Genomic DNA, 14,990 nt, shown 5'->3' on the forward strand with positions numbered 1-14,990 from the left:
CGATGCGCTGAACGCGACCCGCGCGGCCGTGGAAGAAGGCATCGTTGCCGGCGGTGGCGTGGCCCTGCTGCGCGCTTCGGCCAACATCAAGGCTGCCGGCGCCAATGCCGACCAGGCCGCCGGCATCAACATCGTGCGTCGCGCTCTGCAGGCTCCGGCCCGCCAGATCGCTTCGAACGCCGGTGCGGAAGCATCGATCGTTGCCGGCAAGATCCTTGAGAACAAGGGCGCGACCTTCGGCTATAACGCCCAGACCGGCGAATATGGCGACATGATCGCCATGGGTATCGTCGATCCGGTCAAGGTTGTGCGCACGGCTCTCCAGGACGCGGCCTCGGTCGCCGGCCTGCTCGTCACCACCGAAGCCATGATCGCGGAGGCTCCGAAGAAGGAGTCGGCTGGCGGCGGCATGCCTGGCGGCATGGGCGGCGGCGGCATGGGCGGCATGGGCGGCATGGACTTCTAAGAAGTCCATAAAGCACGCCCATGAACTAGCATTGCTCAAGCCCGCAAGCGGGCTTGAGTGGCGGCATGGACTTCTAAGAAGTCCATAAAGCACGCCCATGAACTAGCATTGCTCAAGCCCGCAAGTGGGCTTGAGTGGCGGCATGGATTTCTAATCCAGGCCACCTGGCTTATTATGCATACGGAAAGGGCGGCAGCGATGCCGCCCTTTTTTGCTGAATGAGATCGCCGCGGCAGGGGCGCGCTGCGTCGGCGTGCTGCAGAGTGGATGCACGCAGAACGGCGTCTACAACGCCACCAGCGCCATCAGCTATATCAGCAGCAGGGCGGCAACCGACGGCATCGTGCTGAGCAACCCCAACATCACCGTCGGCAACAACACCACCTGCTCGGGCCTGTCCGGCTTTTCGAGCGTCCAGGTTTCCTACACCTTCACGACCGTGCTGCCGGCCTTCCTGACGTCGCTGGCGAACGGTCCGAACCTCAGCGCCAGCGCCTGCTTCCCGAACCAGGGGGCTTGACTTCAGACACCGGCCTCCGCACGGCGCCGTACCTCGCCGGCAAGCACCGCGGTTTCGATCAGCGCCGCGACCTCGTCCGCCACCGCCTGTAGCGGAGCCCGGTCCCGGGTAGCGCGGGCGATCACCATCAGCCCTTCCAGCGACGATTCGACCAGCAGCGCCAGAGCGTAGGCGCGGCGTTCGGGCACTCCGGCCCTCACGAAGGCCTCACGCAACAGGCCTATCCACTGCTCGAAGGCCGCGCGGCACAATTCCGCCAGCTCAGGCATGTCGGTGGGCGAGTCCAGCACGACAGGCGCGATCGGACAGCCGAGCGAGAATTGGTTCTCTTCCAGCATGCGCCCCACCGCCTGGTAGATATGATGGACGGCCACCGCCGGATCCCTCTCGGCGGCAAGCGTTTCGCCCAGCCTCGCCGTCACCTCGGCAACACTGTCACGCGTCACCTCGATCACCAGTTGGTCCTTGCCGCCCGGAAAATGGAAGTAGAGCGAACCGCGCGGCGCGCCGCTGGCGCTCAATATGTCGTTGAGCGAGGTGCCGTGATAGCCGCGCTGCCGGAGCAGCAGCGCGGTCGTGTCGAGTATGCGGGTGCGGGTGTCGTTCGCCATGTCAACCTCTGTCAGCAGCGATCACTATAGGCCTTGCGCAAAATATGACAATCGGTCTATATAATATGTAGATCAGTCTACATATTGGAGACGCCACATGCGCAGCTATCGTCTTGACGGGTCGGGCGGGACCGAATGCCTGGTGATGCGCGACGAGCCAGCGCCTCAGCCGAAACCGCATGAGGTCGTGGTGCGCATCCGTGCCGCCTCGCTCAACCGCCGTGACACGATGATCCTCAACGGCACCTATCCGCTGCAGCCGCACCAGGGCGTCGTTCCACTGAGCGACGGAGCTGGTGACGTTGTCGCCATCGGCGATGCCGTCACCCGCTTCGCCGTCGGTGACCGTGTCACCGGCAGCTATTTCGCACGCTGGATCGACGGCCGCATCAACGCCGGGCTCATCGACCAGCTCGGCTGCACGCTGGACGGCATGCTGGCGGAATACGCGGTTCTCGACGAACAATGGGCGGCGCGCCTACCCGATCATCTCGACTGGCATGAGGCGGCGACGCTGAGCTGCGCCGGCGTGACCGCCTGGAACGCAGTGACGGGCGCCGGAATTCCGAAGCCTGGCCAATGGGTTCTGGTCATCGGTTCGGGCGGCGTCTCGCTCTTTGCACTGCAGTTCGCCAAGCTGCTCGGCTGCCGCGTCGCCGCCGTCACTTCGCGCGGAGAGAAAGCCGACAGGCTACGGACGCTGGGCGCCGACCTTGCGATCTCGACGTCGGATATGCCCGAATGGGGTGCGGCCGTCCGCGACCAGACCGGCGGCGTCGATCTCGTCGTCGAGACCGGCGGCCCGGCGACCTTTGCACAGTCGCTGATCGCCAGCACGCTTTACGGACACATCGTGCTGCTCACTCTGCAGGATGCGAAAGGCGGATCGATCCAGATCCCGGCGGCACTCTACCAGCGCAGCCTCGCCACTATCAGCCGTCTCTTCGTCGGCAGCCGGAGCAATCTCGAAGCCATGCTGCGCGCTGTTTCGCATCACCGTCTGCGGCCCGTCATCGACAAGGTCTTTGCCTTCACCGAGGCCCGCAATGCCTATCGCTATTTCCAGCAGGGCGACGTCTTCGGGAAGGTGGTCGTCGACGGCGCCTGACCTATCAATGTCTCGAACCGAAGGAGAACGACAATGACAATTCGCGAAGCCTCGGCCAAGTGGCAAGGGACGCTGAAAGAGGGTTCGGGCAGGCTGAAGCTCGGCAGCGGCGTCTTCGAAGGCGCCTATTCCTTCCCGTCGCGTTTCGAGAACGGTCCAGGCACCAACCCGGAAGAGCTGATCGCCGCGGCACATGCCAGCTGCTTCTCGATGGCCCTGAGCGCCATACTGGGCACGGCCCACCATATACCGACAAGCATCAGCACCGTCGCCAAGGTGCATCTCGGCGCAACCGCCGAGGGACCGGCGATCACCCGCATCGAGCTTGAGACGCAAGCCGAGATTCCGGGTCTTGCTTCGGATGAATTCCAGAACCTCGCAGACAGGGCGAAAACGACATGCCTTGTTTCGCGCGCCTTGGCCGGCGTGGCCTCCATCACGCTCAAGGCCGAGCTCCTCGCGACCACCACCACCGCACAATGACATCAGGAGCACGAGATGAAACAGGACAGCATTATCACCCTCCATCCAGACGACCGCTCCGGTCAGACGGCCGAGATCATGCGGCGCTTCAACGACGTGTTTCAGCTGCACGACCCGTCGGCACTCCCCGAACTGATTGCCGAAGAGTGCGTCATCGAAAACACCGTGCCGGCGCCTGATGGCGCGCGTCATGCGGGGCGGCAAGCGTGCGTGCAGCTGTGGTCGGCGATCGCCACCCAGCCGGGCACGCGTTTCGACCTCGAGGAGACCTTTGTCGCCGGCGACCGGGCGACCATCCGCTGGCGCTACTGCATGGCCGACGGCAACTCCGTCCGTGGCGTCAATCTGATGCGTGTAAAGGACGGACACATCGTCGAGGCAATGGGCTATGTGAAGGGATAGTCGGCCGGTCGCCGCTAGCGATCAGCCAATGCCAGCTTGGCGCCGAGCATGACAAACGCGCCGGCGAAGGTTCGGCGCATCCAGGTCAGCACCATTGGCCGCGAGGCGACATGGCTCCGGATCGAAGCGGCGAAGATGCCGTAGCCGACGAAAACCACGAAGGTCAAAAGCATGAACACCGAGCTCAGTTCCAGCATCTTCGACAGCGCATTGGGCTCGGTGGTGCTGACAAACTGCGGCAGGAAGGCGAAGAAGAAGATCGACAGTTTCGGGTTGAGTACGTTGACGAGGATGCCGGTGGCAATCACCTTGCGGGCCGAGCGCGGCGCGACATTGTCCTCAACGCTGAGGCCGCCCTTCTCCTTCAGCGTGTTCCAGGCCATGTAGAGCAAATAGGCAACGCCGAGATATTTCAGCGTCTCGAAGGCGACCGCGCTGGTGTGCAGCAGCGCCGCAAGGCCGGTGATGGCAGCGGCCATGTGCGGGATGATGCCGAGCGTGCAGCCGAAGGCGGCAATGATCGAAGCCCGCGCGCCGCGCGAAAGTCCGGCGCTCAGCGTGTAGAGAACGCCGGTGCCGGGCGAGGCCACGACGATCAGCGACGTCAACAGAAACTCGATACTCACGATGGTTCCTCCACGGCCCTGCCCGACATGCAAGCTATCGGGTGGCGCAGGGTGAGGCAAGCCAGCGTAATCTCGCCCCTTGAGGGGGAAATGTTGCCGAAGCCGACAGAGGGGGTCCCAGCGCATGAAGCACCGACCTCTCTTTTTGTCACGGAGAACGTCGAGCCCGATCGCACCGACCCCCTCTGGCCGCTTCGCGGCCATCTCCCCCTCAAGACGGGAGATCAGTCACCGCCAGCCCGTGCGCGGCCCTTGCCATCAGGCACTCCTCGTCGCCAGGCATGCAGGCACGGCAGACATCCGGGCGCGTTTCATAGATGCCGCAAGCGGTCGACTTGCCGACTTCGCCGGTCAGGGCCGAACAGCGCACGCCCTCGCAGCGCATGCCTGACAGGTCAAGGGCCACATATTTTTCTGGGATGTGGTCGAGCTGCGCGTCATCCTCGGTGGAGAAACGCGGCCACTCGGCCGAATAGGAACAGCAGGCGCCGCAGCTCTGGCAGTCGAAGAGCGGCGCGCTGTCGCGTTGTGGCGAAAGGCTTGCGGCAGCGGCCAGGGCGAGCAGCCCCGGCGCCGCAGGATTGCGATCGGCGTCCCGCGGCAAGGCGCTATTTCTTCTTGCCTGTCTTGCGCGCCGGTGCTTCGACCGATGACTTGAACAGATCGGTCGCGGGATCGGCGGCTTCGCTGGCCTTCACGGCCGCCGGCTTGGCGGGCTTTGCTGCGGGAGCCGGTGCTGCCGGCTGGTCCTTGGCGGAGAATTTTATGGCCATGTCAGTCCTCGTCGGCGAAACGCGATGATGGGGGGCGCGGATTGCGCAAGCGGCCGATCAGTGCCGAAACGGCCGTGATGTTCATTTCCTCGGGCGACCAGTTCCTGGCTTCCGCGATGTGGTGCGGCGCCAGCTCACGATGCGTGCTGCCGCTATAGGCGGCATCCTGATAGGTCACCCGCTCTTGGGTCTTTTTGTCCTCGCGAACATATTCGATCAGATAGTTCGGGGCTTCGGCGCGGCCGCGCACGCCGACGCGCACCTGGGCATCGCCATGGGCGCGCTTGCAGCGTTCGAGTTTCTCCAGCACGCGGCGGACATATTCGACCGGCTTGTCCAGGGTTTCGACCATGTCGGCGATGGTCGCATCGGCAGCGATCGGCGTTGGCGGTACGCGCTTGGTGGCCATCAGCGTTTTCCGGTTCGTTTCGGCTGCGTCGCGAGCGCGGCGGCCGCCGCCATCTCTTCCGCTTCCTTTTCCAGGCGCAGTTCGCGCAAGCGGGCGGTCTTGGCTTCCCGCGCCTCGCTGACTGCGTCGCGCTCGGATAGGATGCGATTGAGCGACATCGACTGGGTTTGCGTCTTGCTGAACAGCGACACCGCCGGATCGGCGGTCTTCGAATGGACGGTCAAAATCTTTCTCCTGTCAGGAGCCTGGTGCCGATAGGGTAGACCGGTCTTCGGTCAGGACCACGCACAAAGCAACACGGCATCGGGGCAACACGGCATCGGGTTCAAATTGCCAAGGCGTCCCTTAGCACGTTCGGCCTGATGCGCAGCGCATTTTCGGTGGCAACAAGCGTAAAATGAAAAAGGCCAGGCACCGCCTGACCTTCCCTGGAGCGCCGCGCACCCTTTTGGACGCACAAGGCAAGCCCCTCATGCGCATGATGTGCCCCGGAAACTCAGGTCCACACAGCCATGCGCCCGAATTCGCCCTTCACCGGTGCCAGTACATCCGTGGTCACCGGGAGGGCTGAATTCTTTCTTCAGGCCGCCTTCAACTGGTCGGCGGACATCTTGCCCGACTTGTTGTCGCGGACCATCTCGTAGCCGAGCTTCTGGCCCTCGACGATGTCGCGCATGCCGGCGCGCTCTACGGCCGAGATATGGACGAAAACGTCGGCCGAACCGTCGTCAGGCTGAATAAAACCAAAACCTTTGGTGGCGTTGAACCATTTAACTGTGCCGGTGCTCATAAACGAACCCTTTCCATGGCAAATATTCGTTAATCGCGGTGCGACTGCACAGCGATTTTTGTCTCGATTTTTGATGGGGAAGTTCGTCAAAGGCGCGCATGCGTGCGCGGATAACAAAAGTCGGTCAAACAAATATCGACATATTTCTTTTAGACTGCTTTTGCCGCCGAGTCAATTTCTGGTTTTTCAAAACACCAGAATTCAATTTCAGGTTGCCATGCGAACAGGGCCTCAACTGATGAACCCGGCTGAAAGGCCAGGCTCCCTTTAAAAAATCGCACCACCCTCGGAACCAATCCCACGCCAGCGCATTTCTTTGGTGCCAGCAATTTCAGGGAGCAATCTCAGGGAATGCTGACAAAAGGACGCCTCCCGCACAATAACCGGTGTGAGGGGCGTTCTTGTTTGTGCCAGGAGGCTGAGCCCAACGTCCCTTTACCCGCTCGAAATGGCTGAGATTCCTTGGCCGGACCCGCGCCGTTAGCTTGCAGCGTCGCTCTACATAATTGTGCTGATCATCGGCAGGATCTCGTAGCGGAAGCCACGGCCTGACCTTGCCACTGGATCGCTATCGGTCACCGCCTTTGCCTCGGCCTCGCTGCCTGCACGCAGGATCAGCAGGCCCCAAGGGCCGGCCGGGTCGGCGACCGGGCCAGCAAGGATCATGATGCCCTCGCGCAGCTTGGCGCGCAAATAGTCGGCATGCCGGCTCATCAGCTCCTTTTCCTCGTCCGTCATGGTGAAGGCGAAATCCGGCCGCGGTGGGATCAGCCGGCAATGGAAGATCTTTGTCGTTGCGGCTTCACGCGGTGCTTCGTTGCTGGCCATCGGTCCTCCTCCAGGGGGCAAGTCTTGCCGACCTTTGTTCGGTCTATTCGTCCGGCCCCGGCTCCGGCCAAGGCTCTTTCGCCGCCTCCGCATACCAGTGCCGCATCGCCGGCATTGCCAGCACGGCGTCGACATAGGCCCTGGTGTCGGGTGCAAGCTCGCCGCCATAGGTGTCGAAGCGGGTGACGACCGGCGCGTACATGGCATCGGCCGCAGTGAAATGGCCAAACAGGAACGGGCCGCCCTTGCCGTGTCTCTCGCGGCATTCGCGCCACAGCGCCTCAATGCGAGCCCGCTGCACTTCCCCTTCGGCGTCGAGCGGCTTGTGGCCCTTCGGCCGCCGCAAATTCATCGGCCAGCCGTAGCGCACCTCGCGAAAACCGGAATGCATCTCGGTCGCCGCCGCGCGCGCCAGCGCGCGGGCGCCGATATCGGTCGGCCAGAGTTTTTTCTCGGGAAACAGGTCGGCGAGATATTCAAGAATGGCAAGGGTTTCCCAGACGATCCTGCCCCCTCCCTGCAACGGCTTGTGATTCAGGACCGGCACCTGACCGGTCGGCTACACTTTCGCCAAATTGGCAAAGGTCTCGGGTGTGCGCAGTCGCACAAAACCTTCCTCGAAAGGGATCTCCAGATGCCGCATCGCCAGCCATGGCCGCAGCGACCATGAGGAGAAGCATTTGTTGCCGATGTAGAGCGTGAATTCCGCCATTTTTCTCCCCATGCGCGCAGTGCGTCCACGCAACCTATCCCGCCAGCCTTGCTACCGGAAGCGGGTTGGCGCAGCCATCTTGTTGCGCGACAGCGCCTGGAACTTAACCGACACTGGCCCGTTTGTTCCCGGCGGACGAATTCCCCCGAATTCAAACACCCGGGAGATGCGCAACATGGTGAACAAGGATCAGGTCGCCGGTCTGGCCAAGCAGGTCAAGGGCTCGGTCAAACAGGCTGCCAGCAAGGCGACCGGCAACAGACAGACCCAGGCCGAAGGCGCGGCCGACAAGGTCGCCGGCAAAGTGCAGAAGGCCTATGGCGACGCGAAGGACAAGGTCAGGAAGGCGCTCTGATCCCGGACCGAGACGTGTCGTGGCCAATCGGAAAGGCGGCCGCCAAGGGCCGCCTTTTTCATGTGCTCCAGCCCTTGCTGAAGGCGTTGGTGAAGACGACCTCGCCCTGATCGTCGATCGCCTCGCCCAGCGCCACGTCCATGCCATCGCTGGTCACCCGGGCCACGGCGAACCCTCCCATATAGGCGGCCTTCGGTTTGAACAGGTCGAGCCCGTGGCGTCGGTAGATCAGCGAGGTGTCATGCTGGTGACCATGGAAGATGCCGACGACATTGTAGCCCTTCAGCGCCGCCAGCAGCGCCTGTCTGTCGGCCTCGCCCCACCAGTGCGGCGCACCGGCGCCGTCATCGTCATAGGTGCGCCTGGCGGGATCCCACCGCTCCGTCGAAAACGTGTCCCAGCCATAGTGCTGGAACAGGATGACGGGGCGGCCATCCGCCGCGTAGGTCGCCAGATCCTGCTTGAGCCAAGGCAGGCTCGAGTCGGCGCCGTGACCGGTGTCGCCGGTGAAACGATGCGTCTGGACGAGGTGCAGGCCGCCCCAGTCCCATGAATAGCAGTCGGTGTCTACATCGTAGCTGGTGGCCGGTACGGGCGGCTTGAAGAACACGCCGGGGCGGTGGTTGACCTCGACATAGTCGCGCAGTTCACGCCGGTACCAGTCGACATGGTGCGGCGGACCGTTCTGATCGAGATCATGGTTGCCGAGCCCGACATAGACCGGCATGTGGACGCGATCCGGGCCAACGCCCTGGCTATAGCGCTGGCTGAACGGCAGCAGCTGCGTGCCCTCGCTCGGCTGGGTGATCTGGCCGCCGCCATCGTCGGTGATGTCGCCGCCGACGACAAGCCCGAGCGGCATGCCGATCCGGTTGACCGAACGCATGCCGGTGGCGACGCCGTTGATCTCGGCCGGCCAGTGCTTGTCATTGATGGCGTTCAGCGCCGCGACATTGCGCAGCAGCGCGGCGTCGGTCTTGCCCTCCTGCTGGCAGTTGGGGCTAAGGCCACTCGCCATGCGGCAGGCATGGACATCGGCGATGAACAGGAAAGTGGCGTCGATGGGCTGGACGCGCTGCCCGGTCTGACCGAGCGCCGGGCGTGAAAGCGCACCGGCCGCGGCAAGACCCGCGGCCTGCATGAGAAAGGTGCGACGTGAACGCAATTGTGGCCACCGGTGATTCATCATCGGCGGAATTTCAGCACAAGCGATGTCCGTCCGTCCAGTTTCGGCAGTATCGGGGCGTGCTTCCCGCCTCGTCGCGACATCGGCCGCAAAGCAGTGCCGCGGCGGCCTCAGATCGTACCGTGTCGTCGCAGCACCCTGCTACGGCGTCGCCTCGCTCCCGGCTCGCCCTGCGATGATGCTGCCAGGGAGGCACTCCGCTCCAAAGCCCCAAGGCAATCGCGCAACGGGCCGGCATCCTGCGCCGTCTTGGCCATCGACATGGCGCCGGAATAGGTGGCGACGGCAAGCGCAGCAAAATGCCGGGGATCGGTGCCTTGCTCCCTGCCCTCCTGCTGGTCGGCCGCGACCTTGTCGGCGATCGCCTGGCGCCAGGCCGCGAAGATGCCGGCAAGGGCAGTTCGGAAATCCGGATCGGCGAGCGACAGTTCATGCGCCAGATTGTTGAGCGGGCAGCCGCGCACGAAACCCTGCTGCTCCAGTTCCGCCGCCACGGCCTCGAACACGGCCCGCATCCCTTCGCGCGCAGAAGCCGCCGCCACGACCGGCGCGATCCATGTCGCCTCGACTGCCGCCGCCACGCGCTCCTCGATGACCGCCATGGCCAGCGCCTTCTTGGTCGGGAAGTGATGATGCAGCGCGCCGCCGCTGACGCCAGCCGCTGTCATGAGATCGCCGAAGCTGGTCGCGTGATAGCCGCGCGCCTGAAACGCGACCTCGGCGACATCGAGCACTTTCCGGCGCATGCCCTCGGGGTCGTTGACGCGTTTTTGGTGATGCCGTGACATGGCGAACTCCCCCTTCTCCCTTGCAGGAGAAGGTGCCTGGACGAAGTGAAGGCGGATGAGCGGTGTTCCAGCTTGGCAGCGACGGCACTCCGTCACGCACCCCTCAACCGTCTCGGCGCTGCGCGCCGATCCACCTTCTCCCACAAGGGGAGAAGGCAAGAGAAAGATAGCATGTTGACAAAACAGGACAACCGGTCTGTTTATAAACAGGACGATCACCCTGTTTTGGAGACAAGCGGATGAACCTCCCCCTGAACGTCGCGCCGGTGGCTGCTGCGCTCGCCTCGCCTGTCGTCGAATTGCGGCAGTACACATTGAAGCCCGGGCAGCGCGAAAAGCTGATTGCCCTCTTCGACCGGGAGTTCATCGAAAGCCAGGAGGCGACCGGAATGACCATCATCGGCCAGTTCCGCGATCTGGACCGTCCGGACATGTTCGTCTGGTTGCGCGGCTTCGACAGCATGGACGTCCGCAAGGAGGCGCTGGCCGCCTTCTACGACGGCCCGGTCTGGGCGGCGCACCGCCACGCGGCCAATGCGACGATGATCGATTCCGACGACGTGCTGCTGCTGAAGCCGGCGTGGCCGGGCGGCGGCTTTGACCTGTCAGGACTTCAGCGGCCGGTTTCTGCCGAGCAGGAAAATGCCAGCAATGAGAACCGTTTGGGCGGCATTGTTGTCATCCGGATTCATCATTTGCGATTGGGAGCAGAGAACGAATTCGCCAGTCGCTTCGCGGCGGAGGCGGCGCCCATGATGAAGGCGCACGGCGTGAGCCTGCTTGCCGCTTTTGTCACGGAACATGCCGAAAACAGCTTTCCGCGGCTGCCGGTGCGGGCCAGTGAAAACGTCTTCCTTTCCGTCACCCGGTTCGACGGCGCCGAGACGCATGCCCGCCACCAAGCCGCCCTCGCCACCGCGCCGGCATGGCAAGCCTTTTGGAGGGCAGTCCAGCCTGATCTGGCCAAACCAATGGCGACTTTGCAGCTATCTCCGACGTCGCGATCCCTGGTCGGGCGCTAGGCTTCGAACGCCTCGACGATGGCCCGCGCGACAAAGGCGGGGCCCTCCCAATGCGGGTTGTGGCCACATGCCTCGGCACGCACGAGGCTCGCCTCCGCGAGGCAACGCGACAGCGCCTGCTGGTGCCCCTCGCCAACAGCGGGTCGCACGCGCCGGCGATGATCAGCGTTTGGGTCTGCACTCCCTGCGCCGCGCTGGTCAGGTCGGCCCGGCGGATCTGCTCCAGGATGGCGCGCCAGCGCGCCGCGGGCATGGCCGATGCGTCTGCCAGCTGGCCGTACGTGTTCCATCCGAGCATCGGCAACCGGCGAAGTTCATACCGTGGGATAGGCCGGCTGCTTGACCAGGGCCGCGACTATGCAGTGCTCTAGCATTGGCCAAGGCGATCTCGGAGTGCCCGATGAGACTTCAGGACAAGCGCACGCTGGTGACCGGCGGCTCGGACGGTATCGGCCTGGCAATCGCCGAGGCGTTCCTGCGCGAGGGCGCCGATGTCCTGATCGTCGGCCGCGACGCCGCCAAGCTCGAAGCCGCGCGTCAGAAGCTGACAGCCCTCGGCTCGCCCGGCGCGGTGGAGAGGTTATCCGCCGATCTTGCCACCAGCCCCGGCATCGCAACTGCCGTCGAGCAGGTAAAAGCATCCGGCCGGCCGCTCGACATTCTCGTCAACAATGCCGCTGTCGCCTACCTCGTGCCGTTCGAGAGTGTCAGCGAGGCGCAGTTCCAGCACTCCTTCGCGCTCAATGTGACGGCGCCGTTCTTCCTCACACAGGGGCTGCTGCCGCATTTCGGCGCCGGTGCATCGGTCATCAACATCTCCTCCTATTTCGCCAGCAAGATGATCCCGAAGCGGCCATCGAGCCTCTATTCCCTGTCCAAGGGCGCTTTGAACTCGCTAACCAAATCGCTGGCCTTCGAGCTCGGCCCGCGCGGCATCCGCGTCAACGCCATCGCGCCCGGAACGGTCGACACCGCCATGCGGCGCAGAACCGTCGACAACCTGCCGGCCGAGGCAAAGGCCGACCTGAAGGCCTATGTCGAACGCAGCTATCCGCTGGGCCGCATCGGCCGCCCGGACGACCTCGCCGGGATGGCGGTTTATCTCGCCAGCGACGATGCGGCCTGGACGAGCGGTGGGATCTTCGCGATCGACGGCGGGTACACGGCGGGGTGAGATGCGCCCTTTACCTTCTCACGCAATGGGGAAGGGAAATGCGCCCATCTTCAACCGATTTGCATCCCCACCGTCCGCAATCTCCGCTTGAAGCCATTTGTGCAACGCGATACGCCCTTGCCCAAATCGACAGACCGGAGACTTGCCGTGAGCACGCCAAAGACCAGAACCGAAACCGATACGTTCGGCCCCATCGAGGTTGCCGCCGACCGTTATTGGGGCGCGCAGGCGCAGCGTTCCCTGGGCAATTTCAAGATCGGCTGGGAAAAGCAACCGGCTTCGATCGTGCGGGCGCTGGGCATCGTCAAGCGGGCGGCGGCGGAAGCCAATATCGAGCTGAAGCGGCTCGATCCGGCGATCGGCAAGGCGATCATCGCGGCCGCGCAAGAGGTTATCGACGGCAAGCTCAACGACCATTTCCCGCTGGTGGTCTGGCAGACCGGCTCGGGCACGCAGTCCAACATGAACGCCAATGAGGTGATCTCCAACCGGGCGATCGAGATGCTGGGCGGCGTCATGGGCTCGAAGAAGCCGGTGCATCCCAATGACCACGTCAATATGAGCCAGTCGTCGAACGACACCTATCCGACGGCCATGCATATCGCCTGCGCCGAGCGCATCGTGCACGATCTGCTGCCAGCGCTGAAGCACCTGCACAAGGCGCTGGACGCCAAGGCCCGGGCCTTCCACCACATCATCAAGATCGGCCGCACCCATACGCAGGATGCCACGCCGCTGACGCTGGGCCAGGAATTCTCCGGCTATGCCGCGCAGGTCGCCTCCTCGATCAAGCGCATCGAAATGACGCTGCCCGGCCTGCAGGAGCTTGCGCAGGGCGGCACCGCCGTCGGCACCGGCCTGAACGCGCCAGTTGGTTTTGCTGAAAAGGTGGCCGATCGCATCGCCGCCATCACCGGCATCGCCTTCGTCACCGCGCCGAACAAGTTCGAGGCGCTCGCGGCCCACGATTCCATGGTGTTCTCGCACGGCGCCATCAACGCGACGGCGGCAGCGCTCTTCAAGATCGCCAACGACATCCGCTTCCTCGGCTCAGGCCCGCGCTCGGGCCTTGGCGAATTGTCGCTGCCGGAAAACGAGCCCGGTTCGTCGATCATGCCGGGCAAGGTCAACCCGACGCAGTGCGAGGCGATGACGCAGGTCTGCGTCCAGGTGTTCGGCAACAACGCGGCGCTGACCTTCGCCGGCAGCCAGGGTCATTTCGAGCTCAATGTCTACAATCCGCTGATGGCCTACAACTTCCTGCAGTCGGTTCAGCTGCTCGCCGATGCATCGGTCTCCTTCACTGACAATTGCGTCGTCGGCATCGAGGCCCGAGAAGACAACATCAAGGCGGCACTCGACCGCTCGCTGATGCTGGTGACGGCGCTGGCGCCCACCATCGGCTATGACAACGCCGCCAAGATCGCCAAGACGGCGCACAAGAACGGCACCACGCTGCGCGAGGAAGCGCTGGCCACCGGGTTGGTCAGCGAGGCCGATTATGACCGGCTGGTGCGGCCTGAGGACATGACGCATCCGGGGTAAGCTGCTTTTCGGCGGGAGAATTTACTCCCGCCTCCGCATCACCCGACACGAATTTCGCGCTTCTTGCCCGATCACAGCAATGTACATCCTGTGAACAATGTGTCGCCGTATAGGCGTCTTTGGTGAACAGTCGGCATCGTCTATCTCTGGGTCATTCAACCCATTCGGAGAGACACCATGTCCATCAACACTTCCGCCGCCGGCGCCGGCACCGCGTCCAACAGCTCTGTCACCATCCTGCTTGGCCGCATCCTGCTCGCGGTCATTTTCCTGCTTTCCGGTTTCGGCAAGCTCACCGCCATTTCCGGCACCGCTGCCTATTTCGGCGGCCTTGGCCTGCCCGCTCCGACCGCAACGGCTGTGGTCGTCGGCCTGATTGAACTGCTCGGCGGCCTCGCGATCCTCGTTGGTTTCCAGACTCGTATCGCCGCCTGGGTGCTCGCGATCTTCACTGTCGCCACCGGCCTTGTCGCCCATACCGGCTGGGCTGACCAGATGCAGATGATCCAGTTCCTCAAGAACCTCGCCATCACCGGCGGCTTCCTGCTGCTGACCTCATCGGGCGCCGGCGCCTATTCGATCGACGCCAAGCGCGGCTGAACCTCCCTCCCAAGCCTGACAAAAGCGGCGCGGAATTTTCCGCGCCGCTTTTTCGTTGTCTGGAATAGCCGGTCCGGTTTCGGCCGAGGCCTCGCAGGCGTAGACTTCGGGTCAGCCGGCTCGAGCCCAAGGGGCGCCGGCAAGGGAGGTGGCCATGACCCGCGACGCATTGCTTCTGGTTTCGCGACTGCTGTTTGCCGTGCTGTTCGTACCGTCCGGCTTCCAGGCGCTCGCCAACATTGCCGGCACATCCGATTATTTCGCCGGCCTCGGCCTGCCGCTGCCGGCGCTCGCCGCCTGGGGCACGGGCCTGTTCGAGCTGATCGCCGGCTTGCTGATCCTCATCGGCTTTCAGACCCGGATCGTGGCGCTGCTCTTGGCGGCCTTCTGCGTCGTTGCCGGCTTTATCGGCCATCACGGCCAGGGCGGCGGCGATGCAATGCTCGCCTTCCTGCACCAGCAAATGCTGATGAAGGACATTGCCATATCAGGCGGTTTCCTGGCGCTGGCCATGGCTGGCGCTGGCGCCTGGTCGGCCGATGGACGCGGTTTCAGCATCGGTGCGGACGTGACCTGAGCCTCTGCCCTGTCA

21 protein-coding genes and 1 pseudogene are annotated in these 14,990 nt (G+C 63.8%); 11 read left to right on the top strand and 11 right to left on the bottom strand.

The window, feature by feature from the left end; all coding sequences use genetic code 11:
• Positions 1-466: TCP-1/cpn60 chaperonin family protein (locus tag ACWGS8_RS24610; protein WP_454583345.1), on the top strand; the 466-nt coding region annotated here is incomplete at its 5' end.
• Positions 467-677: 211 nt separating this feature from the next.
• Entirely contained in the window at positions 678-986 is a 309-nt protein-coding gene (locus ACWGS8_RS24615; RefSeq protein WP_454583346.1) for a pilus assembly protein, read from the top strand.
• A gap of 2 nt (positions 987-988) precedes the next feature.
• Here ACWGS8_RS24615 and ACWGS8_RS24620 read toward each other — a convergent pair whose 3' ends face one another.
• Entirely contained in the window at positions 989-1,597 is a 609-nt protein-coding gene (locus tag ACWGS8_RS24620; protein ID WP_454583347.1) for a TetR/AcrR family transcriptional regulator, read from the bottom strand.
• 97 nt (positions 1,598-1,694) lie between these two features.
• On the opposite strand from ACWGS8_RS24620, the gene ACWGS8_RS24625 reads away from it, so the two are divergent.
• Genes ACWGS8_RS24625 through ACWGS8_RS24635 form a run of 3 tightly spaced genes read left to right on the top strand, consistent with a single transcriptional unit; the run spans position 1,695 to position 3,590 of the window.
• A complete protein-coding gene (locus ACWGS8_RS24625) occupies positions 1,695-2,705 on the top strand; it encodes a zinc-dependent alcohol dehydrogenase family protein (protein ID WP_454583348.1) in 1,011 nt (336 codons plus the stop codon).
• Between the two features lie 33 nt (positions 2,706-2,738).
• On the top strand, positions 2,739-3,188 hold the full coding sequence (locus tag ACWGS8_RS24630) for an OsmC family protein (RefSeq protein WP_454583349.1): 450 nt from the start codon (positions 2,739-2,741) through the stop codon (positions 3,186-3,188).
• A gap of 15 nt (positions 3,189-3,203) precedes the next feature.
• Positions 3,204-3,590 carry a nuclear transport factor 2 family protein gene (locus tag ACWGS8_RS24635; protein WP_454583350.1) on the top strand — a complete coding sequence of 129 codons (387 nt, stop codon included), beginning with the start codon at positions 3,204-3,206 and terminating at the stop codon, positions 3,588-3,590.
• 14 nt (positions 3,591-3,604) lie between these two features.
• Here the strand turns inward: ACWGS8_RS24635 and ACWGS8_RS24640 are convergent, their stop codons facing one another.
• From ACWGS8_RS24640 to ACWGS8_RS24675, 8 genes and pseudogenes are all read right to left on the bottom strand, one after another.
• On the bottom strand, positions 3,605-4,216 hold the full coding sequence (locus ACWGS8_RS24640; protein WP_032933303.1) for a LysE family translocator: 612 nt from the start codon (positions 4,214-4,216) through the stop codon (positions 3,605-3,607).
• Positions 4,217-4,427: 211 nt separating this feature from the next.
• A complete protein-coding gene (locus tag ACWGS8_RS24645; RefSeq protein ID WP_454583351.1) occupies positions 4,428-4,820 on the bottom strand; it encodes a YkgJ family cysteine cluster protein in 393 nt (130 codons plus the stop codon).
• Between the two features lie 4 nt (positions 4,821-4,824).
• Positions 4,825-4,989: a hypothetical protein gene (locus ACWGS8_RS24650; RefSeq protein WP_454583352.1), complete on the bottom strand. Its 165-nt coding sequence runs from the start codon at positions 4,987-4,989 to the stop codon at positions 4,825-4,827.
• 1 nt (position 4,990) lies between these two features.
• Positions 4,991-5,398 carry a hypothetical protein gene (locus tag ACWGS8_RS24655; protein ID WP_454583353.1) on the bottom strand — a complete coding sequence of 136 codons (408 nt, stop codon included), beginning with the start codon at positions 5,396-5,398 and terminating at the stop codon, positions 4,991-4,993.
• On the bottom strand, positions 5,398-5,622 hold the full coding sequence (locus ACWGS8_RS24660; protein WP_454583354.1) for a hypothetical protein: 225 nt from the start codon (positions 5,620-5,622) through the stop codon (positions 5,398-5,400). The genes ACWGS8_RS24655 and ACWGS8_RS24660 overlap by 1 nt, the downstream gene beginning before the upstream one ends.
• A gap of 356 nt (positions 5,623-5,978) precedes the next feature.
• Complete coding sequence (locus ACWGS8_RS24665) at positions 5,979-6,188, bottom strand: cold-shock protein (RefSeq protein WP_010915421.1); 210 nt, start codon at positions 6,186-6,188, stop codon at positions 5,979-5,981.
• 498 nt (positions 6,189-6,686) lie between these two features.
• A complete protein-coding gene (locus ACWGS8_RS24670) occupies positions 6,687-7,016 on the bottom strand; it encodes a YciI family protein (RefSeq protein ID WP_454583355.1) in 330 nt (109 codons plus the stop codon).
• A gap of 43 nt (positions 7,017-7,059) precedes the next feature.
• A pseudogene (locus ACWGS8_RS24675) lies at positions 7,060-7,728 on the bottom strand (glutathione S-transferase family protein).
• Positions 7,729-7,894: 166 nt separating this feature from the next.
• Between ACWGS8_RS24675 and ACWGS8_RS24680 the strand changes: the two are divergent.
• On the top strand, positions 7,895-8,083 hold the full coding sequence (locus ACWGS8_RS24680; protein WP_454583640.1) for a CsbD family protein: 189 nt from the start codon (positions 7,895-7,897) through the stop codon (positions 8,081-8,083).
• Positions 8,084-8,141: 58 nt separating this feature from the next.
• Here ACWGS8_RS24680 and ACWGS8_RS24685 read toward each other — a convergent pair whose 3' ends face one another.
• Both ACWGS8_RS24685 and ACWGS8_RS24690 read right to left on the bottom strand, forming a co-directional pair.
• Entirely contained in the window at positions 8,142-9,272 is a 1,131-nt protein-coding gene (locus ACWGS8_RS24685; RefSeq protein WP_454583356.1) for a metallophosphoesterase, read from the bottom strand.
• A 107-nt stretch (positions 9,273-9,379) separates the two neighbouring features.
• Complete coding sequence (locus tag ACWGS8_RS24690) at positions 9,380-10,057, bottom strand: TetR/AcrR family transcriptional regulator (RefSeq protein ID WP_454583357.1); 678 nt, start codon at positions 10,055-10,057, stop codon at positions 9,380-9,382.
• A gap of 239 nt (positions 10,058-10,296) precedes the next feature.
• Here ACWGS8_RS24690 and ACWGS8_RS24695 point away from each other — a divergent pair, with 239 nt between their 5' ends.
• From ACWGS8_RS24695 to ACWGS8_RS24715, 5 genes are all read left to right on the top strand, one after another.
• Positions 10,297-11,079, top strand: coding sequence for an NIPSNAP family protein (locus ACWGS8_RS24695; protein ID WP_454583358.1), 783 nt, complete (start codon positions 10,297-10,299; stop codon positions 11,077-11,079).
• A 400-nt stretch (positions 11,080-11,479) separates the two neighbouring features.
• Complete coding sequence (locus ACWGS8_RS24700; protein ID WP_454583359.1) at positions 11,480-12,253, top strand: SDR family NAD(P)-dependent oxidoreductase; 774 nt, start codon at positions 11,480-11,482, stop codon at positions 12,251-12,253.
• A 147-nt stretch (positions 12,254-12,400) separates the two neighbouring features.
• Entirely contained in the window at positions 12,401-13,798 is a 1,398-nt protein-coding gene (gene fumC, locus ACWGS8_RS24705; protein WP_454583360.1) for a class II fumarate hydratase, read from the top strand.
• A gap of 177 nt (positions 13,799-13,975) precedes the next feature.
• On the top strand, positions 13,976-14,398 hold the full coding sequence (locus ACWGS8_RS24710; protein ID WP_454583361.1) for a DoxX family protein: 423 nt from the start codon (positions 13,976-13,978) through the stop codon (positions 14,396-14,398).
• 154 nt (positions 14,399-14,552) lie between these two features.
• Complete coding sequence (locus ACWGS8_RS24715) at positions 14,553-14,975, top strand: DoxX family protein (protein WP_454583362.1); 423 nt, start codon at positions 14,553-14,555, stop codon at positions 14,973-14,975.
• Positions 14,976-14,990: the final 15 nt, after the last annotated feature.

Source organism: Mesorhizobium sp. 43Arga, assembly GCF_053714255.1.